Below are 22,119 nucleotides of genomic sequence, written 5' to 3' on the forward strand. Positions count from 1 at the left end.
ATTTGGGTTTTAGGTTGGTTGCTTGTTTGATAATTAGCTAAAAATCAAACGACAATCAGTTTAAATTAGGTAAATCCGTTCCTTAACCGTAGGTGACTGACAATACAGAAAGCCTACAGTTAATGGTCTCTACCCAATATTATAGATTAGTGAAGAACGGGCTTGATATTCTCGACAGCGGTTGGACCTTTTTTCGGCTCAGCCAGTGCGATGTAACACAGTTGAACGGCAACTCTCACATATTCAACAACTTCTTCTAATGCTTGCTCTAACTCTTCTTGATCTTCTTCTTCATCATAACCAAGCATACCGATATTACGGAGATCAGTAATTACTTCACTAATCTCTTTTTTATCAGTCAGCTTAGGTTGAGCAACGCCAATGCCAAGTAAGAAGTGGTTAACCCAGCCAGCCAATGCGTCAGCATGGTCAAACACAGAAGCGTCTTCATCCGGAAATAGCATATTAAATGTAAATTCGGTGTCATCTAATGCTTCAAATGTAAGGTCATACAGTTCACGCAGCGGTTGTGAAACGGTTTGCGGAAATGCAAGTCCGTCATTCGCCAGATCATGAACAAGAGTTTGCCAACCGTGGTCACGGCTTCCTCCACAAATCAGTCCGGTTATTAAACCATGGATCTCGGCGGCAGTGAGTGCGATTGAGTGCTGTTGGAGTAAGTTGTCCAACGATTCATAGTTAGGTAAAGATTTTTGTATAGACATCTGAATTCGTCATGTTAGCTTGGGATTCGTGATATGCTACCACCAAGGATAGCCGCTAGACCAGTCTGCTTTTTTTGTCTGAGTTATTATTAGCTTATTTTTATTCTAAACTAGTAATATATCGCCAATGCCTATCTAAGCATAAGCTATGCAAAAATTAACAACATTTACGCCAAATGTCCTACTTTTATTGGCGAAAAAGATTTTAGTATGGAGGTATCATGTCCGCACAACCCGTTGATATTCAGATTTTTGGGCGCTCTATGCGCGTTAATTGCCCAATAGAACAAAAAGAAGCGCTCTTAGAGTCAGCAAAAGAATTAGAAGAACGCTTAAAAACGTTAAAAGACCGAAGCGGGGTCACTAACACTGAACAACTTATTTTCATTGTCGCATTGAACGTCTGTCACGAATTAGCACAAGAAAAGACAAAAACGCGTGATTATGCTTATAATATGGAAGAGAAGATAAAAGTATTGCAACAGACAATTGAACAAGCGTTACACGATCAGGTCAAAATCACTGAGAGGCAGGTATTGCCCCTAGAGTAAATATGCTTATTAATCAATCGCTAGTGAAAAAATAAAACGAAAAATTAGGTTGCATTTACACTCTAATTTCGTACAATGAAATCACTGAGTAACGAAAGTTCTCAAAATAAATTTCTCTGAGATGTGCGTCAGTGGGTAAGTCCCCTGAGCCGATATTTCATACCAAACAGAATGTGGTTATTGCGCTGGTGAGCATGCCTGATTCGCTCAGGAAGCCTAAAGGTTGCTAAACTGCGTTCACCTTGAACCAAGGGTTCAAGGGTTACAGCCTACAACGGCATCTTGGAGACCTCCCTTCTATTTAGTCTTTTCTGTATTCTTTGCACAATATCCCAAACCCACGCTAAAAATTACTTATTCCTATTCCTTGCGATATACTGTTTCGTAGATTTTTCCGCGAGTTATCAACTTGATATTAGGAATATGATTGATGGAAATGGTTATGTCAGATACGCTCTCTTCACTACGTCAGCAAATCCGTAAATCTATTCGAGCAACCCGGCGAGAACTGACGCCTGAAGCCCAAGATGATGCGGCACAACACATTATCGCCCGCACACTTAATCACCCAAAAGTCGCACAGGCTAAAACTATCGCTCTATTTCTTTCGTTCGATGGTGAAATTAATACACGTCCATTAATCCAAACCCTTTGGGCTCACGGAAAACAAGTTTATCTTCCCGTTATTCATCCTTTTAATCCTCACCATCTATTATTTTTGCATTACACGCCGAAGACTATCTTAGTAAAAAATAAATTTAATATTGAAGAGCCACAATTGAATGTGTTGGATGTATTACCTATCGAGCAACTGGATATTATGATGATCCCGCTGGTGGCCTTTGATAGCCAAGGACAACGGTTAGGAATGGGGGGCGGATTTTATGATAGAACCTTGGCTAATTGGCAAAAAACTGGCTTTTATCCTATTGGGCTCGCCCATGATTGTCAGTTAGTTGAAGATTTACCCATAGCGCACTGGGATATTCCGTTGCCAGAAATTATTACCCCGAAAAAAATATGGCGCTGGTAAATACCAACGCCATCTCTCGATAACAATCTAAATGTAATTAGAACAGCAGACGAGCGCGGATGGTGCCCGGTAGAGATTTTAATTTCAGTAATACTTCATCCGCTTGGCTTGGTGACTGCGTTAGCACATCAATAACCACGTAGCCCACATTACCTGATGTTCTCAGATATTGTCCGACCACGTTAATGTTATTTTCAGTAAACACTTGGTTGATACTGTTCATGATGCCAGGGCGATTTTCATGAATGTGCAGTAAACGGTTAGTATCATCCATATGCACTGGCAGAGAAACTTCAGGGAAGTTAACCGCAGATAATGTTGAACCGTTATCTGAGTATTTTGCCAGTTTACTTGCTACTTCTAAGCCGATATTTTCTTGCGCTTCTTCTGTTGAACCACCGATATGTGGAGTCAGGATCACGTTATCGAATTTAATCAATTCAGAGATGAATGGGTCATTAGGATCGTTGTTTGCCGCTGGTTCCGTTGGGAATACGTCAACCGCTGCCCCTGATAGTTTTTTGCTTTCTAACGCTGCACTTAATGCAGGGATATCAACGACGGTACCGCGTGATGCGTTGATAAAAATAGCACCTTGCTTCATTTGCTCAAACTGTGCTTCACCAAACATATTCTTTGTGCTTGCAGTTTCAGGCACATGTAAGCTCACCACGTCGCTCATTTTTAATAATTCTGGTAATGAACGAACTTGAGTTGCGTTACCTAATGGTAATTTATTTTCGATATCGTAGAAGTAAACATCCATACCAATTCCTTCAGCTAAGATCCCTAACTGAGTACCGATATGACCATAACCAACAATACCTAAACGCTTACCACGAGCTTCAAAACAGCCTTTCGCTTGTTTTTCCCAGATCCCACGGTGAGCTTGCATATTCGCTTCAGGAATACGACGTAACAACAGTAATAACTGGCCTAATACCATTTCCGCCACGGAACGGGTGTTGGAGAATGGTGCGTTAAAGACAGGAATACCGCGCTTCGCTGCAGCATCGAGATCAACTTGGTTGGTTCCAATACAGAAACATCCCACAGCCACCAGTTTTTCAGCTGCGGCAAAGATCTCTTCCGTCAAATGAGTACGGGAGCGGATCCCCACAAAACGTGCGTCTTTAATCGCTTCTTTTAATTCTTCGTCCGACAGCGCACTTTTGTGATATTCGATATTGGTGTAACCCGCCGCTTTGAGATTATCCACAGCACTTTGGTGAACACCTTCAAGCAGTAAAAATTTAATTTTGTCTTTCTGCAAAGATACCTTGACCATTTACCCTACCCTATCGTACTTAATTTTGACCGATGAATTTCGTATGAACTCAAAATAATTCGAGATACACGCCATGAAATTAAGGCACTCCCGCCCCTCACATGCACCTTGAAATAAAAAGAGAATACCAACATAGCAAAATCCAGCGCAGTAGCAATACAAACGATTGCTTAGACTCTGCTAAAAAGTGTGATGAAAAAGAAGTTATGTGGTGGAAAATCTAGAGCAGTAACACAAAATAAGCATTTTGCCCACCCAATGGGCATTTTTGTGAGATATATCACCAAAATAACGGAAGGTAAAAAAATTTAAATAATTTTCATGTTGATGATATTTACAAAAGTCATAAACCATCAAACTATCGAGTCAAAAATCTTTTTAGCCAAAAAATAAGCCAGTGAACTCGAAAATCCACTGGCTTAGCATGACATTCTGGTTAATTACAACTTAATCGTTTTTACGCCGTCAGCCGTTCCCATCAGGACGACATCAGCACCACGGTTAGCAAATAAGCCCACCGTCACAACGCCAGCAATGCCATTGATTTTATTTTCTAATGCGACTGGGTCGAGGATCTCTAAATTGTGAACATCTAAAATAACGTTGCCGTTATCAGTCACCACATTTTCACGGTACACTGGCTGACCACCTAGTTTAACTAGCTCACGAGCCACATAGCTACGCGCCATTGGGATCACTTCCACTGGCAGAGGGAATTTACCCAACACACCCACCAGCTTAGATTGGTCCACGATACACACGAATGTTTTAGCAATAGCAGACACGATTTTTTCACGGGTTAATGCTGCACCGCCGCCTTTAATCATGTTCATGTTACCGTCAACTTCATCAGCACCATCAACATAGATATCTAATGAATCCACGCTATTACAGTCAAAAACGGGAATACCCAAGGATTTTAATTTTTGCGTTGATGCTTCAGAGCTAGAAACTGCGCCTTCGATTTGCCCCTTCATTGTTGCTAATGCATCAATAAAGTGAGATGCAGTAGAACCAGTACCAACACCAACAATGGTGCCCGGTTTAACATATTCTAATGCCGCCCAACCTACTGCTTTTTTTAATTCATCCTGAGTCATGCGAGAGCCTTATACTGAAATAATGAGTCATTAAGTAGATGCTCAATAGTATATACCGGACACCCAGCAAGTTGCAGTATTGTTATTAGGGATTGTGCACTACTTCTTATGAAAAATACCCTTTAGGAATATTTGCAAGTGTTATCCCTAAAAATATGGCATAGTGATTAGCAGAATAACAAGAAGGAGAGTTTTTGATGAAGCGCCCTGATTATCGCGCCTTGCAAGCACTGGATGCCGTCATTCGTGAACGCGGATTTGAACGAGCAGCACAAAAATTGTGTATCACCCAATCTGCGGTTTCTCAACGAATCAAACAGTTAGAAAACCTTTTTGGTCAACCTTTACTCGTGCGTACCGTTCCACCACATCCGACTGAACAAGGCCAAAAGCTGCTAGCACTGCTTCATCAAGTAGAATTACTCGAAGAACAGTGGCTTGGGGATGAAAATAGTGGCTCTACCCCATTATTGCTCTCCTTAGCGGTAAACGCCGATAGCTTGGCAACCTGGTTCTTACCTGCATTAAATCCCGTGCTGGGCAACACCCCTATTCGCTTGAATATCCAAGTGGAAGATGAAACCCGTACCCAAGAGCGTTTAAGACGTGGTGAAGTGGTCGGTGCTATCAGTATTCAGCCACAAGCATTACCGGGCTGTTTAGTCGATAAGCTGGGCGCACTGGACTATATTTTTGTAGCTTCTCCTGCCTTTGCCGCTAAATACTTCCCTGAAGGTGTTACTCGCGCATCGTTATTAAAAGCGCCAGCCGTGGCTTTTGACCACTTAGATGATATGCACCAAGCTTTTGTTCAACAAAATTTTGGTTTATCTCCGGGAAGCGTGCCCTGCCATATCGTTAACTCATCAGAAGCCTTTGTACAACTAGCAAAACAGGGTTCAACATGCTGTATGATCCCGCATTTACAAATTGCCAGTGAATTAGAAAAGGGTGAGCTGATTGATTTAACGCCGGGGCTCTGCCAGCGCCGTATGCTTTATTGGCATCGTTTTGCGCCAGAAAGTCGCACAATGAAGAAAGTGACTGACGCCCTGCTCAAAACAGGACGCCAGATGCTAAAACAAGATGATGAAATTGCTGCCGAAATTAACGCTTAATTTCAAAAACCACATCGACTTGATCATTAAAATCAATACTTTGTTGCTCATAGGTCTCATCAACTTTGAGATCTTGAGCAACTGCTTTCAACGAACCACCACGGCTGCGCATCGCCATTGGGTATGGCGCATCTGATGGGGCATTATAATTAATACTGTAAATCGCCCCTAACTGCGCATTAAACCCTTTAGCCAATGCTTCAGCCTGCTGTTGAGCATTCTTCATCGCTTGATCACGCGCCGCATTACGATATTTTTGTGGATCATTCACGCCAAATTGGACTGAATTGATTTCATTCAATCCTGCTGCTAATGCGCCATCGAGCAGAATATTCAGTTGATCCAATTTTTTCACTTTGACTTCAACCGTTCTTGTTGCGGTATAGCCTTTTAAGGATGCTTTTGCAGACGAACTATAATCATAGTTTGGTTGCGTACGCACATTGGCAGCTTCAATATCTTGCTTTTCAATCCCATTTTTCTTTAGGAATTCATAGTATTCAGCAACACGCTTATCAACGGCAGCTTTCGCAGCTGCAGCATCTTTATTCGTCACTTGCACATTAATGCTCAGCGTCGCCATATCTGGCGCGACTTTCACAGCACCACTTGCTGACGTTGAAATATGCGGCCCCTCTGGTACGGCACTTGCCAATGACATGGTTGGTACCGCAAGACCTGCCAGCAGGGCAGCAGCAACGATAGATTTCAATTTCACAGAACCTCCCAGTGGTGTTTTTCTCTACAATAAAAAGAAAGTTCATCATAAACTTCCTTTGATTAAGGTTCACATTATCATACTCAGCGCAAACTGCGATTCAGAATAATGCTAATTAATAACTCAGACCATGTATAGCGAGTTGAAATGCAATAAACCACATAACACAACCGACAAATAGGTTAATAAAACGCTGAGAACGTGGTTTATTCAGTATAGGAGAAAACCAAGCGGCTAATATGGCTAATAAGAAAAACCACACAAATGAAGCCGTCAAAGCCCCTGCGGTAAACCATGGGCGTAACTGGCTCTCTAGTTGCCCACCAACACTGCCTAACACCACAAATGTATCCAAGTACACATGAGGATTCAGCCAAGTGACAGCAAATAAAGTCACAATCACTTTCCAGCGCGTCATCATTTTACTTTCTAACTGTAGCACTGCATCATTTGGGGTCATGGCTGTACGAAACGCACCATAGCCATACCACGCTAAGAAAGCGACTCCAGCCCATGTAATTAACGCCATCAATAACTCAGACTGGCTTAATAAGGCACTACCGCCAAATACACCAGCAATGATTAAAATCGTGTCACTTAGTGCACATAATAATGCACTCATCAAATGAAATTGTTTGCGGCTACCTTGTTGCAATACAAACGCATTTTGTGGCCCCAAAGGTAATATCATTGCTGCTCCTAACAGCGCTCCCTGAAAATAAATCGTAAACATGCAATTTTTCCTAATAATTATTCAGATTATCTGCACAGAATGATATCCAGAAAAAATTATTAGTGAAAACGATTAACTCTAATGCGCCATAAGCAAGGCTAATCAGAATTGGCGATAAAGAAATGATAAAAAGTAAGGAGGAAGTTAAGGACAAAGTACAAATAAAAATGGCGCAACTTTTTAGGTCACGCCATTTTTAAGGATAAATACGTTAATACTTATTCCGCAGAAATATTTTTTGCGCTGGTATTAACTTGGTGAAGATGAACATCCATTTGTGGGAATGGAATACCAATATTGTGCTTATCAAGAGCACGCTTAAAGTTTTCCATTAAATCCCAATAAACCGGCCAAGTATCGCCGTTCGTTGTCCAGAAACGTACTAAATAGTTTAATGAAGATGGTGCCATTTCATTTAAACGGATAGTCACGCCTTTATCATGCAAAATACGCGTGTCAGCAGCAACGATATCACCCAAGACTTTTTTAACCACATCAATATCAGAATTGTAAGCAACACCGACCATGATATCTTGACGACGAAGCGGCTCACGAGTCACGTTGATGATGCTGTCACCGATAATTTTACCGTTTGGGATCACCACGATACGGTCATCTGCCGTTCTCAATGTGGTTGAGAAAATTTGCACACTTTGTACTGTACCATCAATCGCGCCAATCTTAACAAACTCCCCCGCTTTTAATGGTCTGAATACCACCAGCAGAACGCCCGCAGCAAAGTTACCTAATGAGTTTTGTAATGCCAAACCCACCGCTAAACCGGCGGCACCCATTACCGCGATAACCGAGGCCGTTTGTACGCCAATTTTGCCCAGCACAGCAATTAAGGTAAATGCTACAATGGTATAGCGAGCAATAGCAGATAAGAATTCGCTAACAGTGGCATCGATCCCTCTCAATGTCATCACGCGATTCAAACCACGGCTAACCCATTTAGCAATCATCAACCCCACAATTAAAATAACAAGTGCGGAAACGATATTGACGACATACTGGACTAGCAGATCCTGATTTGCCACAAACCAATTTGTTGCATCATTCAATGCGCCTGTAACATCATCAGTATTCATATGTATATCCTTTTCGATCAAATTTAGACTAGGAAAACTCGCTTAATTCAATTAGTAACCTTAGAAACCATGAGTAAATAATTGAATAATACGCTTAAAATAATAGCTATAAATTATCAAAATATAAAATTAATCGATAAATAAAATGTTATTTATCGATTTTCGATAACAAACTCACGGTAATCATCCAACATATCGAAAAAGTCATTTACGCCACAAAAGGCAATACTTTCATTATCATAGTAACTCATGCCTTCTTCTAATCCATCCGTCTCAAAAGCTAACTGGTTCGCACGGATCATCACTTCCTCATCATCGAGAATAAGTGTGTATTCGTGACCAATAAATTCCCATTGCTTTTCACTACCTTTAATCAGTTCATAATTTTCTGCGATGGTGTCCAGTAAACTGAGGTCATTTTTGATTTCTTCATTTAGCCAATAGCCGATAGCTTCATGATCCATTGAAAATTTAGCGGTAATACTTCCTGTAATATCCTTTAAGAATTGGTAGTCCATATGCAATACCTCACACTTTGCGTCTTTGAATTAAGTATAACGCGAGATGATGAATATGAGTGAGAGGTTTCATAGATACTGAAAAGCAAAAGGCTCCACCATGGGAGCCTTTTAGACATAAATAACCGATAACTTACACAGCCGTTTGGAAAATCACACCATCAGCTTTTTCAGTGTACTGATCCAGTCGGTCAAAGTTCAGATAGCGATATGTATCTTCCGCAGTCTCGTCAACTTTATTCATAAACTGTTGGTACTCATCTGGCGTTGGTAAACGACCTAACAGAGAAGCCACTGCGGCTAACTCTGCGGATGCCAGATACACATTCGCCCCTGTACCTAAACGGTTCGGGAAGTTACGAGTCGATGTCGATACAACTGTCGCCCCATCAGCCACGCGTGCTTGGTTACCCATACACAGTGAACAGCCAGGGACTTCAATACGCGCTCCGCTCTTACCAAATACGCTGTAATAACCTTCTTCAGTTAATTGCGCGGCATCCATCTTCGTTGGTGGCGCAACCCACAGGCGAGTTGGTAATTGACCTTTATGAGAATCCAGCAGTTTACCTGCCGCACGGAAGTGACCAATGTTAGTCATGCAAGAACCAATGAATACTTCATCGATTTTTTCATTCTGAACATCAGACAGTAAACGTGCATCATCTGGGTCATTTGGCGCACACAGAATTGGCTCTTTGATCTCATTAAGATCAATTTCAATCACTGCGGCATATTCTGCATCAGCGTCGCCTTCGAGTAACTCAGGGTTTGCTAACCAGTTTTCCATACCTTTGATACGACGCTCAATGGTACGACGGTCACCGTAACCTTCTGCAATCATCCATTTCAAAAGAACGATGTTAGATTGCAGATATTCGATGATTGGCGCTTTATCCAGTTTGATAGTACAACCCGCTGCGGAACGTTCAGCCGACGCATCTGCTAATTCAAATGCTTGCTCAACTTTCAGCTCAGGAAGGCCTTCAATTTCCAGAATACGACCAGAGAAAATGTTTTTCTTACCTTTTTTCTCAACAGTCAGTAAGCCATCTTTAATCGCATACAGTGGAATAGCATGAACGAGGTCACGTAATGTGATACCCGGCTGCATTTGCCCTTTGAAGCGAACTAATACGGACTCTGGCATATCCAGAGGCATAACACCGGTTGCAGCGGCAAAAGCCACTAAACCAGAACCAGCTGGGAATGAGATACCAATTGGGAAACGGGTATGCGAGTCACCACCAGTACCAACAGTATCTGGCAATAGCATACGGTTTAACCAAGAGTGAATAATACCGTCGCCCGGACGCAGAGAAACCCCACCGCGATTCATAATAAAATCAGGCAGCGTATGGTGCGTGGTAACATCGACAGGTTTTGGATAAGCCGCCGTGTGACAGAATGACTGCATGACTAAATCTGCAGAGAATCCTAAACACGCTAAGTCTTTCAGCTCATCACGCGTCATTGGGCCTGTGGTATCTTGAGAACCGACAGACGTCATCTTAGGTTCACAGTATTCACCAGGACGAATACCTTGACGACCGCATGCACGACCGACCATTTTTTGTGCTAATGAGTAACCACGATTGCTTTGTGCAACAGGTTTCGCAAGACGGAACATATCCGTTGCACCTAAACCTAATGCTTCACGTGCTTTTGTGGTTAAGCCACGACCGATGATCAGTGGAATACGACCACCAGCACGAACTTCGTCGATTAACACATCCGTTTTTAATTCGAATGTTTCTAACAATTCGTTAGTTTCGTGGTTACGAACTTCACCTTTATATGGATAGATATCAATTACATCGCCCATATTCAGCTTAGATACATCCACTTCAATTGGCAGTGCACCCGCATCTTCCATTGTGTTAAAGAAGATAGGTGCAATTTTACCGCCCAGTACCACACCGCCGCCGCGTTTGTTAGGCACGAATGGAATATCGTCACCCATAAACCATAGAACGGAGTTCGTTGCTGATTTACGAGAAGAACCCGTACCGACAACGTCACCCACATAAGCCAGCGGGAAGCCTTTTTTGTTCAGTTCTTCGATTTGTTTAATTGGACCTACGCTACCCGCTTCATCAGGAACGATGCCATCACGTGCGTTTTTCAGCATCGCTAAAGCATGCAGAGGGATATCTGGGCGCGACCATGCATCTGGTGCAGGAGATAAATCATCAGTGTTTGTTTCGCCAGTCACTTTAAATACAGTCACTGTCATTTTTTCGGCTAATTCAGGACGCTGGTTGAACCAATCTGCATTTGCCCATGATTCAATCACTTGCTTAGCATGTGCATTTCCCGCTTTCGCTTTTTCTTCGACATCGTAGAAGTTATCGAACATCAATAGTGTATGGGAAAGTGCTTTCGCTGCGATGGCTGCCAATTTGGCATCATCTAGAGCTTCGATTAGCGCGTGAATATTGTATCCGCCCTGCATAGTACCAAGCAGTTCGATGGCTTTTTCAGGGGAGATAAGAGGGGAGGATGTTTCGCCTTTTGCTATCGCGGCTAAAAATCCAGCTTTAACGTACGCTGCTTCATCAACGCCCGGTGGAACTCGGTTGGTCAGCAGGTCTAACAAGAAATCTTCTTCACCTTTGGGTGGGTTTTTCAGTAACTCTACTAGTGCAGCTACTTGTGACGCATCTAATGGCTTAGGGACAATCCCTTGAGCGGCACGCTCGGCTACGTGCTTACGGTATTCTTCTAGCACGACGTTCTCCTCGCTTCTTTGTTATTTATATACCCGGCTGTCTGCACCATCCTGAAAAAATCATCATCCGGTGCCAGGTCAGAGGAATTTGCTCACATAATCTCAATGGCGATAAAATTATGTCCAGCTTCGGGCAATCAGCATAGCAGAATTTAAACGTAATGTTAATTCATTCACAAGAAAGTAACATTCTTCTGCTAACTTAACCCATTAACAAACTTTATAGGGCAATTTTTAAGCTTGAAACATCATAATCCATTATAAACATCCATTAAGACCCTACTTTTTATAATCCATTTCATGACTGAAAGCACCCTAATTAGTGCCTTTTTTCATCCCTTATCACAAATTATATTTAATAACCCATTTTTACTTATCTGACTAATTGATAAGGCAAATCATTGCGATTGGTTTAAAATTTTTTAACGGATTTTATGGGGTTTATTAGTCTTTTTAGTTCAACCAGATTACTGAGAGGAAGCAATAAAAAAGAGCCTATAAAAATCTAGACTCTTCAATTGAAACTTAAATTATTTCAAATAATTGATTGATAAGTGAAAACTTTCTAAATGAGAATAATGCAATACTAGCCTTCATTTTTAAGCGTATCACGAGCTTCAACTAAAATAGATATCAAGTCATCTAATGGCATCTTTGCAATAAAATTATTTGGTAAATCAGAACAAAATAATTCAACTTCTAAATTTTCCGTTCCTTTATCTTGATTTATTTCAGCGATCCTTTGCCATCCTAATTGTACTTCTAATGTCAAATTTCCATATTCCATAGAACTTGAAAAAAATAATTCTAAGTTTTTTTCTTTCATTTTTCTTTAGCGCTAATAGTGTATTGGGCATCTATCAATACAAGTGAGGGAGGTTAACTTAATTATGTAAAATTAAATTAATGGCTCTAACAGTAAAAGATGATCTTTAGCCTTTTCTATCAATGATAGAAACTCATTATACTTAAACTTTAAAATTTTTGAGTCTGGATAAATAATGATATTTACCTCTTTCTTATCTTCAGAAAGTGATATCTCTCCCCATTGAATATTATTCAAGGAGAGTTCCGCATATAAGTCATCTCGATTCAAAGAACTGCCAACACTATATTCTAACATGAATATCCTCCATCAATTAATTTCCAATTTCATGGTTCTCTAAAACCAATAAATTTCTTACCATCTCTATTAAACCTTAATGCCTGACCACTGTATGAAGACAATTGGGAAGCAATGACTAAACAGTCCATTGTTGCCTCTTTAGTAATATACAATCAGATGATATTGCGTAATTTTCTTATAAAGAACTATGAATCACAGATAAATACCCCTATAAATACACAAAACTATTTACAGGAGTGAGATGTTCAAAACCAACTGAGGCAGAAAATTTAGGATCCCACATATTTTTCAAACTCATCTTTCCACAAAATAGCCAGCATCTCATAAAAATACATGTTCAAATCATCATCTTCTCCCTCAGAATTTTCAGGCCAGTGTACTTCAAGGTAGTTAACAATTTCTTGGCTATTAGCATTCCAATATGAAATATTTTTACCTAAAGGATCATCAGGAGAACAAAATTTAATTATTTGATCATCTAATAACTTTTTTATCACATAGAAAAAGATATTTTTATGTTCATAAAAAGATTTATTTGGATTCCAACCAACTATGGAACCAAATAACCCTGATAGCCATAGCCCTTTTGCATCATCAATAATTTCATCAAAATGTAAAATTTTTTCCATTTATAGGCTCACTTTAAAAATTTTATTGATCACTTTCTTGTTAAACCAAGCTAAACCTTCTTGAACATCAGGTACATAAATTAAAATTGCAAAGAGTTTTAGTAAAATGATAGCTAGTCTATTTATATGGGGTGTTCCGATTCTTTTTACCTTAATACGTTATAAGGTGAGGTCAAGAATGTTATTGATTCAACGTGTGATTGACAGCAGTAAATTATGGTTATTCCGTACTATTTATTTGATTGAAACACATAATATCGTTAAATTTAACCAGCTTATCAACCATGATAAGCTGGTTAAAGTGAGCATTAATTCAGTTATAAATTCAATCTTCTACAATTTTAATTTCTCTATCAATCAATCTACCAAAGCTCTTACCATGTGAAATTACTGATAGAGTTTTATCTAATAGATCTTTTATCTGATCTTGAAGATCTTCTGGATATAGACTAGCCACATCATCCAACTCACAGCCAAGGTTTACTATATCTATTAACTTCTCCTCAGAACCAATTTTCTCCAGCAGTTTGCTTAAATAAGGTTTGAAAATATATCCTTCTGCTTCATCAATTGATATCAGGTTTTTATCTAATGCGGTTAATACACCTAAAGCTAAAAAACTTATAAATTTGCTTGCATGTTCATCAGCAAGACTGTAACTGAGTTTTATAAAATATTACTCCAACCAGCTTTTACTTTTACATTAATTACTCTACCACTTTGACTTTTAAAATAATGAATTGATACTTTATTTCCAGCTAAATCATATCCATTTTTATAAAATTGATGCCATTTCTAGACTATATTCACCTAAAATATTTACGTAACCGCTTATTATTCACAATATTTCTTATCGTTCCATTTTGAGTTTTTCTAAACCCTATAGAGTATAATTAACATCCTTGTTGTTATTTAAAAACAGCAAAGAAATTAAATTTAAAATTTTTTATAGTCAACTAAGTGTAAATATCAAAATTATAGCAATTATAATATTTATATAATTAAGAAAATAAGTTAATGTATTTATTCATTAAAATAAAAAAGACCAAAACATTTCTGCTTTGGTCTTCAATTCACTTATTTCTTGCTAAAAAGGAAAATTATTTTTTCTTTTTCGCTTTAGCGTTTGGTAAGTCAGTGATGCTACCTTCGTAGATCTCTGCCGCCATACCAATTGATTCATACAGTGTTGGGTGAGCATGAATAGTTAATGCTAAATCTTCAGCATCACAGCCCATTTCGATTGCCAGGCCGATTTCGCCCAGTAATTCACCACCGTTAACACCAACAACCGCACCACCGATAATACGGTTAGATTGTTTGTCGAAAATCAGCTTAGTCATACCTTCAGAGCAATCAGATGCAATTGCACGACCTGATGCAGCCCATGGGAATGTTGCTGTTTCGTAGCTGATGTTTTTCTCTTTCGCTTCTTTCTCAGTTAAACCAACCCATGCAACTTCTGGCTCAGTATAAGCGATTGATGGAATCACTTTAGGATCGAAGTAGTGCTTCAGACCAGAGATAACTTCTGCTGCCACGTGACCTTCGTGAACACCTTTGTGAGCCAGCATTGGTTGGCCAACGATGTCACCGATAGCAAAGATGTGCGGTACGTTAGTACGCATTTGTTTATCAACATGGATAAAACCACGATCGTCAACTTCAACGCCTGCTTTGCCTGCGTCTAAGTTCTTACCGTTAGGTACGCGACCGATAGCCACTAATACAGCGTCATAACGCTGTGGTTCAGCTGGTGCTTTTTTACCTTCCATTGAAACGTAGATACCATCTTCTTTCGCTTCAACAGCAGTCACTTTAGTTTCTAACAGTAAGTTGAATTTCTTGCTGATTTGCTTAGTGAATACTTTAACCACGTCTTTATCCGCAGCTGGGATAACTTGGTCAAACATTTCAACCACATCAATTTGTGAACCCAGTGCATGGTATACAGTACCCATCTCAAGACCGATGATACCACCACCCATTACCAGTAGACGCTCTGGAACTTCTTGCAGTTCTAATGCATCTGTTGAATCCCAAATACGTGGATCTTCATGAGGAATAAATGGTAACTGAATTGGACGTGAACCCGCAGCAATGATCGCATTATCAAAATTGATAGTGGTGCTGCCGTTTTCGCCTTCAACAACCAGTGTATTCGCGCCAGTAAATTTACCCAGACCGTTAACTACGTTAACTTTACGGCCTTTCGCCATACCCGCTAAGCCGCCAGTCAGTTGGGTGATAACTTTCTCTTTCCACAGACGAACTTTGGAAATGTCAGTTTTTGGCTCGCCAAATACGATACCGTGTTCAGCTAATGCTTTAGCTTCTTCGATAACTTTAGCAACGTGCAGTAATGCTTTAGAAGGGATACAACCAACGTTTAAACAAACTCCACCAAGAGTTGAGTAACGTTCTACCAAAACAGTTTCTAAACCTAAGTCAGCGCAACGGAATGCCGCAGAATAACCTGCTGGGCCTGCACCAAGCACAACGACTTGGGCTTTAATTTCAGTACTCATCATGACCTCTTTTTGTTTTGTCCAGCGGGGCCGCCGAATAAACGAATTTTCCACTGGTAAAGTACACACCGCAAGCAGTTTACAGAATTGTTAACATCCTGAAAAGGCTGAATACGTGACGTAACTCCCAACCTTTCGTTGTAACAGCGAAAAACTCTGCCCCAGCCTAAATAAAACAGACCGGTCAATTGACCGGTCTTATTAGTTACATTACCAGACGGCGAATATCGCTCATCAGTTGTCCCACTAAAGTGATGAAGCGCGCACCATCAGCGCCATCAATCACACGGTGGTCAAATGACAGAGACATTGGCAGGATCAGGCGTGGAACGAACTCACTACCATTCCAAACTGGTTTGATAGAAGAGCGGGACAGCCCCATAATTGCCACTTCCGGCGCATTCACAATCGGTGCAAAACCGGTAGTTCCGATACCACCTAAGCTAGAGATAGTGAAGCAACCACCTTGCATATCAGAAGCGGTCAGTTTACCTGCACGTGCTTTCTTAGACACTTCACCCAGCTCACGAGATAACTCCATAATGCCTTTTTTGTTCACGTCTTTGAAAACAGGAACAACTAAGCCATTTGGCGTATCTACAGCGATACCGATGTTGATATATTTTTTCAGGAACAGACGCTGTGCATCTTCTGAAATAGAGCTGTTGAAGCGTGGCATTTCTTCCAGAGCACGAGCAACCGCTTTCATCACGAAGACCAGCGGAGTGATTTTCACATCCAGTTTTTTCTTCTCAGCTTCTTTGTTCTGCTGCTTACGGAACTCTTCAACTTCAGTGGTATCCACTTCTTCCATCAGAGTTACGTGCGGGATCATGACCCAGTTACGGCTCAGGTTAGCGCCAGAAATTTTCTGGATGCGGCCCAGCTCAACTTCTTCAACTTCACCAAATTTGCTGTAATCAATTTTCGGCCATGGAAGCATACCTGGTAAACCACCGCCAGCTGCTGCTGGTGCTTCTGCACGTTTAATTGCATCTTTAACGTAAGCTTGAACGTCTTCACGTAAGATACGACCTTTACGGCCTGTACCTTTCACTTTCGCTAAATTCACACCAAATTCGCGCGCTAAACGGCGAATTACTGGTGTTGCATGAATATACGCATCGTTCTCAACAAATTCATTTTTGCTATCAGCGGCTTTAGCTGGCGCAGAGGCTACTGGCGCTGCTGGAGCTGCAACTGGTGCAGAAGCAGGAGCTGCTGTAGGTGCAGGTGCTGCACCCGCAACTTCGAATACCATGATCAGCGAGCCAGTTTTGACTTTATCGCCAGTCGCAATCTTAATCTCTTTAACTGTACCTGCGAATGGTGCCGGTACTTCCATTGATGCTTTGTCGCCTTCAACGGTGATTAAAGATTGTTCAGCAGTTACGGTGTCGCCAACTTTGACCATGACTTCGGTAACTTCAACTTCATCACCACCGATATCTGGTACGTTAACGTCTTTGATTGCCGCTGCGGCTGGTGCCGCTGCCGGTGCTGCTGGAGCAGAAACCGCTGCTGCAGGCGCTGCGCCCGCAACTTCGAATACCATGATCAGCGAGCCAGTTTTCACTTTATCGCCAGTCGCAATCTTGATCTCTTTAACTGTACCTGCGAATGGTGCCGGTACTTCCATTGACGCTTTATCGCCTTCAACGGTAATCAGAGATTGTTCAGCCGTGATTGCATCACCCACTTTAACCATGATCTCAGTGACTTCAACTTCATCGCCACCGATATCTGGTACAGCGACTTCTTTCAGTGCTGCTGCAGCAGGAGCAGCTGGCGCCGCCACTGGAGCCGCAGGCGCTGCTGCTGGCGCAGATGCACCTTCTGCTGAGTCAAAAATCATGATTAATTTACCAGTAGCAACTTTGTCACCCACTGCAATTTTAATCTCTTTAACCACACCCGCTTGTGGAGATGGGACTTCCATAGAAGCTTTATCACCTTCAACAGTGATGAGCGATTGCTCGGCTTCTACTTTATCACCAACTTTTACCATTACTTCGGTGACTTCAACTTCATCAGCACCGATATCTGGCACTTGGATTTCAATAGACATTGATTATTACCTCTTATGCCAAACGTGGGTTAACTTTATCTGGATTGATGTTGTATTTTTTAATCGCTTCTTCAACGACTTTAACATCAATCTCACCACGTTTAGCCAATTCACCTAACGCTGCAACGATGACATACGTTGTATCCACTTCGAAGTGGTGACGCAGATTCTCACGGCTGTCAGAGCGACCGAAACCGTCAGTACCTAATACACGATACTCACTGGCTGGAACATAAGTACGGATTTGCTCAGCAAACAGTTTCATGTAGTCAGTCGATGCAACAGCTGGTGCATCATTCATAACTTGCGCTACATAAGGTACACGTGGCGTTGCTGATGGGTGCAGCATGTTCCAACGCTCACAATCTTGACCATCACGAGCCAATTCAGTGAATGATGTTACGCTATACACGTCAGAACCAATTCCGTATTCCGCAGCCAAGACATCGGCAGCTTCACGAACGTGGCGCATCATAGAACCAGAACCTAATAACTGCACTTTACCTTTGCTGCCTTCAACTGAAGCCAGTTTATAGATACCTTTACGGATACCTTCTTCAACGCCTTCTGGCATTGCGTGCATGTGATAGTTTTCGTTCAGAGTCGTGATGTAGTAGTACACATTCTCTTGTTTCTCACCATACATACGCTCTAAACCGTCTTGCATGATAACCGCAACTTCGTAAGCGTAAGCTGGGTCATAAGAAATACAGTTAGGGATAGTCAGTGATTGAATATGGCTATGACCATCTTCGTGCTGTAAGCCTTCACCGTTCAGTGTTGTACGACCAGAAGTACCACCGATCAGGAAGCCACGAGCTTGTTGGTCACCTGCTGCCCACATTAAGTCGCCAATACGTTGGAAACCAAACATAGAGTAGTAGATATAGAATGGGATCATAGGCAGGTTATTGGTGCTGTATGATGTTGCAGCCGCTAACCATGAAGAACCTGCACCCAGTTCGTTGATACCTTCTTGCAGGATCTGACCTTTAGAGTCTTCTTTATAGTAAGCAACTTGCTCACGATCTTGCGGAGTATATTGCTGACCTTTCGGGCTGTAGATACCAATTTGACGGAACAGGCCTTCCATACCAAAAGTACGTGCTTCGTCAGCGATGATTGGTACTAAACGCTCTTTGATCGAGTTGTTTTTCAACATAACATTCAGTGCGCGGACGAATGCGATTGTTGTTGAAATCTCTTTAGATTGTTCTTCCAGTAATTGGCTGAAATCTGACAAAGCTGGAATTTCCAGTTTTTCATCAAATTTAGCGCGACGAGCTGGTAAGTAACCACCCAGAGCTTGGCGACGTTCGTGCAGATATTTGTATTCTTCGGAATCTTTATCAAAAGTGATTAATGGCAGTTTTTCGATTTGATCATCAGCAACTGGCACATTGAACTGATCACGGAAGTGGCGAACGCCGTCCATGTTCATTTTCTTAACTTGGTGAGCAATGTTTTTGCCTTCTGCTGTTTCACCCATACCATAACCTTTGATGGTTTGAGCTAAAATAACAGTTGGTTTGCCTTTGGTTTCTTGTGCTTTTTTGAATGCTGCATACACTTTCTTCGGATCGTGACCACCACGGTTCAGCGCCCAAATTTCGTCATCAGTCATATCTTTCACTAATGCAGCCGTTTCTGGATAACGGTTGAAGAAGTGCTCACGTACGTATGCACCATCACGTGATTTAAATGTTTGATAGTCACCGTCAAGGGTTTCGTTCATCAATTGAACCAGTTTGCCGGTTGTATCTTTACGCAGCAGCTCGTCCCAACGGTCGCCCCACATAACTTTGATAACTTGCCAGCCAGCACCACTGAAGATGCCTTCTAATTCGTTAACGATTTTACCGTTACCTGTTACTGGGCCATCAAGACGTTGCAGGTTACAGTTAATAACGAAAACTAAGTTATCTAACTTATCGCGAGTTGCGATAGTAATTGCACCTTTAGATTCTGGCTCATCCATCTCACCATCACCTAAGAACGCATAAACACGCTGTGCTGAAGTATCTTTCAGACCGCGGTTATCCAAATATTTCAGGAATTTAGCTTGGTAGATAGCATTGATTGGACCCAGACCCATCGATACGGTTGGGAACTGCCAGAAGTCAGGCATTAATTTAGGGTGCGGATAAGAAGACAGACCGTTACCACCAATTTCTTGACGGAAGTTATTCATCTGCTCTTCAGTTAAGCGGCCTTCTAAGAATGCACGCGCATAGATACCAGGGGAGATATGGCCTTGGAAGAAGACTAAGTCACCACCGTCATTATTGTTATGAGCACGGAAGAAGTGGTTGAAGCAAACTTCATATAAAGTTGCGGAAGACTGGAATGATGCCATATGACCACCCAGTTCTAAATCCTTTTTAGATGCACGCAGAACGGTCATTACAGCGTTCCAGCGAATTGCAGAACGGATACGGCGTTCTAAATCCATGTTACCAGGGTATGCAGGTTCATCTTCAACAGCAATTGTGTTGATATAATCAGAACTACCAGATGCACCAGCGGCAATGTTAACACCGCCTTTACGTGCTTCGCTTAATACCTGTTCGATAATAAACTGTGCACGATCAACACCTTCTTCACGGATGACCGATTCAATCGCCTGTAGCCAGTCGCGAGTTTCAATCGGATCCACGTCATTTTTTAACATATCTGACATGGTGTATTCCTTATCTGTTATCTATTTTATATGGTTATGTGGAGCCTATCTTCCTGCCATTTTCTTCATGTTAATGAAAACAGCGGGAAGATAGGCCCTGATGTAGTTGCCGCTTTATCTCTAATTAAGAGTACTCACAGTAATGTAGACGCAGCAGTCAGGATCTACACTACCAATTTTAAATCTGGTCTAGCTTTAAAGCTAATCTTGCCTTAAATCTGGTCTAGATCCGGATGTTGCTGTAAGCGACGTAATGAACGCTCTCGACGAGTCTGCTCACGCCCAATGTCCAGCAACAAATCTTCAATAAAAGCAAGATGTCGATGAGATGCTTCTCTCGCTTTTTCAGGTTCCCTTGCGACAATAGCAGAAAAAATCTGTTCTCTATGCTCGCTTACCGCGTTGTACATCTCTTTACGGGTATATAGGAACTCAAAATTCTGGCGAATATTTTGCTCTAACATAGGGATCATGCAACGCAACAAGTGTAACAGCACTACATTATGAGCAGCTTCCGTTACAATCAGTTGATACTGTAATACCGCATCTGATTCCGCGTTAAGATCACCACTTTTCTGAGCTGATTTAATCAATTCATAGCTTTGGCGGATACGCTCTAAATCTTCTTCCGTACCACGTAATGCAGCATAGTAAGCAGCGATGCCTTCCAATGCATGACGCGTTTCAAGAAGATCTAATTGAGATTCTGGGTTACCAGCAAGTAATTCGGTCAATGGGTCACTAAAACTTTGCCACATCTGTTTTTGTACAAATGTGCCACCACCTTGACGACGAGATAGAAGACCTTTGGCCTCTAAGGTTTGAATAGCTTCACGTACTGATGGCCTTGAGACATCAAATTGCTTAGCAAGTTCACGTTCAGGAGGCAGCTTTTCGCCGGGGCGTAAAGTCCCCTCGAATATGAGATGCTCAAGCCGCTGCTCGATTACATCTGATAACTTTGGTTGGCGAATTTTACCGTAAGTCATAATCTGCCATTTTCATAGTGAGTAATTATTGATTATCTAGTACCCAATGTTAATTGGTCATACCAATTATTTTATGGCTTAATAAAGTAACAAAGTATTCACTATCTGTCCATAAAGACCTTGAGCTAAATCATAAAATCCTGCAAGTTTTAACGATTTTTTTTAAAAAAAGCACTAATTAATAACCACCCCTTGATTAAACAACACACAATTTTAACAAAAAATATGATTTTTTATGCCGGAAAAATCAAAACTGAACCGTTACAGCTTACCAATTTATGCATTGAAAATCATAAAAACAGAATAAGAAATCAAAGAATAAACATTGAGCACACTTTTACAAAAAACGCCCCTAACAAAGTTAATGATTTGTTAAATCCATAATTAGTAAAAATACGCTTGCGCAATTAATCACATGAAAACGGCATGTCAATGGTAAAAAGTATTCTGTAAATATTCAGTACAATGCAATCATCATGAATGAGTGTTTAAA

The 22,119-nt window shown here is 41.2% G+C and carries 19 protein-coding genes and 1 other RNA gene; 4 read left to right on the plus strand and 16 right to left on the minus strand.

Annotation, left to right across the window (positions count from 1 at the left end; translation table 11 throughout):
• Nucleotides 1–146 precede the first annotated feature (146 nt).
• Nucleotides 147–725 carry a YecA family protein gene (locus LDO51_RS00510; RefSeq protein ID WP_225575955.1) on the minus strand — a complete coding sequence of 193 codons (579 nt, stop codon included), beginning with the start codon at nt 723–725 and terminating at the stop codon, nt 147–149.
• Nucleotides 726–946: 221 nt separating this feature from the next.
• Between LDO51_RS00510 and zapA the strand changes: the two genes are divergently transcribed.
• The 3 genes from zapA to LDO51_RS00525 all read left to right on the plus strand — a co-directional run bounded on the left by zapA (nt 947) and on the right by LDO51_RS00525 (nt 2,309).
• Complete coding sequence (gene zapA / locus LDO51_RS00515; protein ID WP_036951152.1) at nt 947–1,276, plus strand: cell division protein ZapA; 330 nt, start codon at nt 947–949, stop codon at nt 1,274–1,276.
• 110 nt (nt 1,277–1,386) lie between these two features.
• A non-coding RNA gene (gene ssrS / locus LDO51_RS00520) (6S RNA) lies at nt 1,387–1,569 on the plus strand.
• Nucleotides 1,570–1,706: 137 nt separating this feature from the next.
• Nucleotides 1,707–2,309 carry a 5-formyltetrahydrofolate cyclo-ligase gene (locus LDO51_RS00525; RefSeq protein ID WP_225575956.1) on the plus strand — a complete coding sequence of 201 codons (603 nt, stop codon included), beginning with the start codon at nt 1,707–1,709 and terminating at the stop codon, nt 2,307–2,309.
• Nucleotides 2,310–2,346: 37 nt separating this feature from the next.
• On the opposite strand, the gene serA is transcribed toward LDO51_RS00525, so the two are convergent.
• Nucleotides 2,347–3,597 (minus strand): phosphoglycerate dehydrogenase, encoded by a 1,251-nt coding sequence (serA, locus tag LDO51_RS00530; RefSeq protein WP_154627364.1) that lies wholly within the window; start codon nt 3,595–3,597, stop codon nt 2,347–2,349.
• A 440-nt stretch (nt 3,598–4,037) separates the two neighbouring features.
• Nucleotides 4,038–4,697: a ribose-5-phosphate isomerase RpiA gene (rpiA, locus tag LDO51_RS00535; protein ID WP_225575958.1), complete on the minus strand. Its 660-nt coding sequence runs from the start codon at nt 4,695–4,697 to the stop codon at nt 4,038–4,040.
• A gap of 197 nt (nt 4,698–4,894) precedes the next feature.
• On the opposite strand from rpiA, the gene LDO51_RS00540 reads away from it, so the two are divergent.
• On the plus strand, nt 4,895–5,815 hold the full coding sequence (locus LDO51_RS00540) for a LysR family transcriptional regulator ArgP (RefSeq protein ID WP_225575959.1): 921 nt from the start codon (nt 4,895–4,897) through the stop codon (nt 5,813–5,815).
• Here the strand turns inward: LDO51_RS00540 and LDO51_RS00545 are convergent.
• From LDO51_RS00545 to pdhR, 13 genes are all read right to left on the minus strand, one after another.
• Nucleotides 5,805–6,533, minus strand: coding sequence for an oxidative stress defense protein (locus LDO51_RS00545; protein ID WP_225575960.1), 729 nt, complete (start codon nt 6,531–6,533; stop codon nt 5,805–5,807). The two genes, LDO51_RS00540 and LDO51_RS00545, sit on opposite strands and share 11 nt — an antisense overlap.
• 115 nt (nt 6,534–6,648) lie before the next feature.
• On the minus strand, nt 6,649–7,266 hold the full coding sequence (gene argO / locus LDO51_RS00550; RefSeq protein WP_225575961.1) for an arginine exporter ArgO: 618 nt from the start codon (nt 7,264–7,266) through the stop codon (nt 6,649–6,651).
• Nucleotides 7,267–7,484: 218 nt separating this feature from the next.
• Nucleotides 7,485–8,357, minus strand: a complete 873-nt coding sequence (gene mscS / locus LDO51_RS00555) for a small-conductance mechanosensitive channel MscS (RefSeq protein WP_225575962.1) — start codon at nt 8,355–8,357, stop codon at nt 7,485–7,487.
• A 152-nt stretch (nt 8,358–8,509) separates the two neighbouring features.
• Nucleotides 8,510–8,875: a YacL family protein gene (locus LDO51_RS00560; protein ID WP_036951163.1), complete on the minus strand. Its 366-nt coding sequence runs from the start codon at nt 8,873–8,875 to the stop codon at nt 8,510–8,512.
• 133 nt (nt 8,876–9,008) lie between these two features.
• Nucleotides 9,009–11,606, minus strand: a complete 2,598-nt coding sequence (acnB, locus tag LDO51_RS00565) for a bifunctional aconitate hydratase 2/2-methylisocitrate dehydratase (protein ID WP_225575963.1) — start codon at nt 11,604–11,606, stop codon at nt 9,009–9,011.
• 586 nt (nt 11,607–12,192) lie between these two features.
• Nucleotides 12,193–12,432: a hypothetical protein gene (locus LDO51_RS00570; RefSeq protein ID WP_225575964.1), complete on the minus strand. Its 240-nt coding sequence runs from the start codon at nt 12,430–12,432 to the stop codon at nt 12,193–12,195.
• Nucleotides 12,433–12,504: 72 nt separating this feature from the next.
• Nucleotides 12,505–12,729: a hypothetical protein gene (locus LDO51_RS00575; RefSeq protein ID WP_225575965.1), complete on the minus strand. Its 225-nt coding sequence runs from the start codon at nt 12,727–12,729 to the stop codon at nt 12,505–12,507.
• Nucleotides 12,730–13,001: 272 nt separating this feature from the next.
• Nucleotides 13,002–13,361, minus strand: coding sequence for a hypothetical protein (locus LDO51_RS00580; protein ID WP_225575966.1), 360 nt, complete (start codon nt 13,359–13,361; stop codon nt 13,002–13,004).
• A 325-nt stretch (nt 13,362–13,686) separates the two neighbouring features.
• Nucleotides 13,687–14,031: a DUF3969 family protein gene (locus LDO51_RS00585; protein WP_225577194.1), complete on the minus strand. Its 345-nt coding sequence runs from the start codon at nt 14,029–14,031 to the stop codon at nt 13,687–13,689.
• A gap of 430 nt (nt 14,032–14,461) precedes the next feature.
• A complete protein-coding gene (lpdA, locus tag LDO51_RS00590; RefSeq protein ID WP_036951171.1) occupies nt 14,462–15,889 on the minus strand; it encodes a dihydrolipoyl dehydrogenase in 1,428 nt (475 codons plus the stop codon).
• A gap of 205 nt (nt 15,890–16,094) precedes the next feature.
• Nucleotides 16,095–17,957 (minus strand): pyruvate dehydrogenase complex dihydrolipoyllysine-residue acetyltransferase, encoded by a 1,863-nt coding sequence (gene aceF, locus LDO51_RS00595; RefSeq protein ID WP_225575967.1) that lies wholly within the window; start codon nt 17,955–17,957, stop codon nt 16,095–16,097.
• 13 nt (nt 17,958–17,970) lie between these two features.
• On the minus strand, nt 17,971–20,637 hold the full coding sequence (gene aceE, locus LDO51_RS00600; protein WP_225575968.1) for a pyruvate dehydrogenase (acetyl-transferring), homodimeric type: 2,667 nt from the start codon (nt 20,635–20,637) through the stop codon (nt 17,971–17,973).
• 212 nt (nt 20,638–20,849) lie between these two features.
• Complete coding sequence (pdhR, locus tag LDO51_RS00605; protein WP_154602546.1) at nt 20,850–21,626, minus strand: pyruvate dehydrogenase complex transcriptional repressor PdhR; 777 nt, start codon at nt 21,624–21,626, stop codon at nt 20,850–20,852.
• Between the last annotated feature and the right edge of the window lie 493 nt (nt 21,627–22,119).

Source organism: Providencia alcalifaciens, from assembly GCF_020271745.1.
In the GTDB taxonomy this organism is placed as follows: domain Bacteria; phylum Pseudomonadota; class Gammaproteobacteria; order Enterobacterales; family Enterobacteriaceae; genus Providencia; species Providencia alcalifaciens_B.

Bases quoted from the DNA above. Each gene is read 5' to 3' on its own strand.
- pdhR (WP_154602546.1), bottom strand. From the start codon at position 21,626: ATGACTTACGGTAAAATTCGCCAACCAAAGTTATCAGATGTAATCGAG.
- lpdA (WP_036951171.1), bottom strand. From the start codon at position 15,889: ATGAGTACTGAAATTAAAGCCCAAGTCGTTGTGCTTGGTGCAGGCCCA.
- mscS (WP_225575962.1), bottom strand. From the start codon at position 8,357: ATGAATACTGATGATGTTACAGGCGCATTGAATGATGCAACAAATTGG.
- zapA (WP_036951152.1), top strand. From the start codon at position 947: ATGTCCGCACAACCCGTTGATATTCAGATTTTTGGGCGCTCTATGCGC.
- LDO51_RS00580 (WP_225575966.1), bottom strand. From the start codon at position 13,361: ATGGAAAAAATTTTACATTTTGATGAAATTATTGATGATGCAAAAGGG.
- LDO51_RS00570 (WP_225575964.1), bottom strand. From the start codon at position 12,432: ATGAAAGAAAAAAACTTAGAATTATTTTTTTCAAGTTCTATGGAATAT.
- aceE (WP_225575968.1), bottom strand. From the start codon at position 20,637: ATGTCAGATATGTTAAAAAATGACGTGGATCCGATTGAAACTCGCGAC.
- rpiA (WP_225575958.1), bottom strand. From the start codon at position 4,697: ATGACTCAGGATGAATTAAAAAAAGCAGTAGGTTGGGCGGCATTAGAA.
- LDO51_RS00560 (WP_036951163.1), bottom strand. From the start codon at position 8,875: ATGGACTACCAATTCTTAAAGGATATTACAGGAAGTATTACCGCTAAA.
- LDO51_RS00525 (WP_225575956.1), top strand. From the start codon at position 1,707: ATGGAAATGGTTATGTCAGATACGCTCTCTTCACTACGTCAGCAAATC.
- LDO51_RS00510 (WP_225575955.1), bottom strand. From the start codon at position 725: ATGTCTATACAAAAATCTTTACCTAACTATGAATCGTTGGACAACTTA.
- LDO51_RS00575 (WP_225575965.1), bottom strand. From the start codon at position 12,729: ATGTTAGAATATAGTGTTGGCAGTTCTTTGAATCGAGATGACTTATAT.
- aceF (WP_225575967.1), bottom strand. From the start codon at position 17,957: ATGTCTATTGAAATCCAAGTGCCAGATATCGGTGCTGATGAAGTTGAA.
- argO (WP_225575961.1), bottom strand. From the start codon at position 7,266: ATGTTTACGATTTATTTTCAGGGAGCGCTGTTAGGAGCAGCAATGATA.
- LDO51_RS00540 (WP_225575959.1), top strand. From the start codon at position 4,895: ATGAAGCGCCCTGATTATCGCGCCTTGCAAGCACTGGATGCCGTCATT.
- serA (WP_154627364.1), bottom strand. From the start codon at position 3,597: ATGGTCAAGGTATCTTTGCAGAAAGACAAAATTAAATTTTTACTGCTT.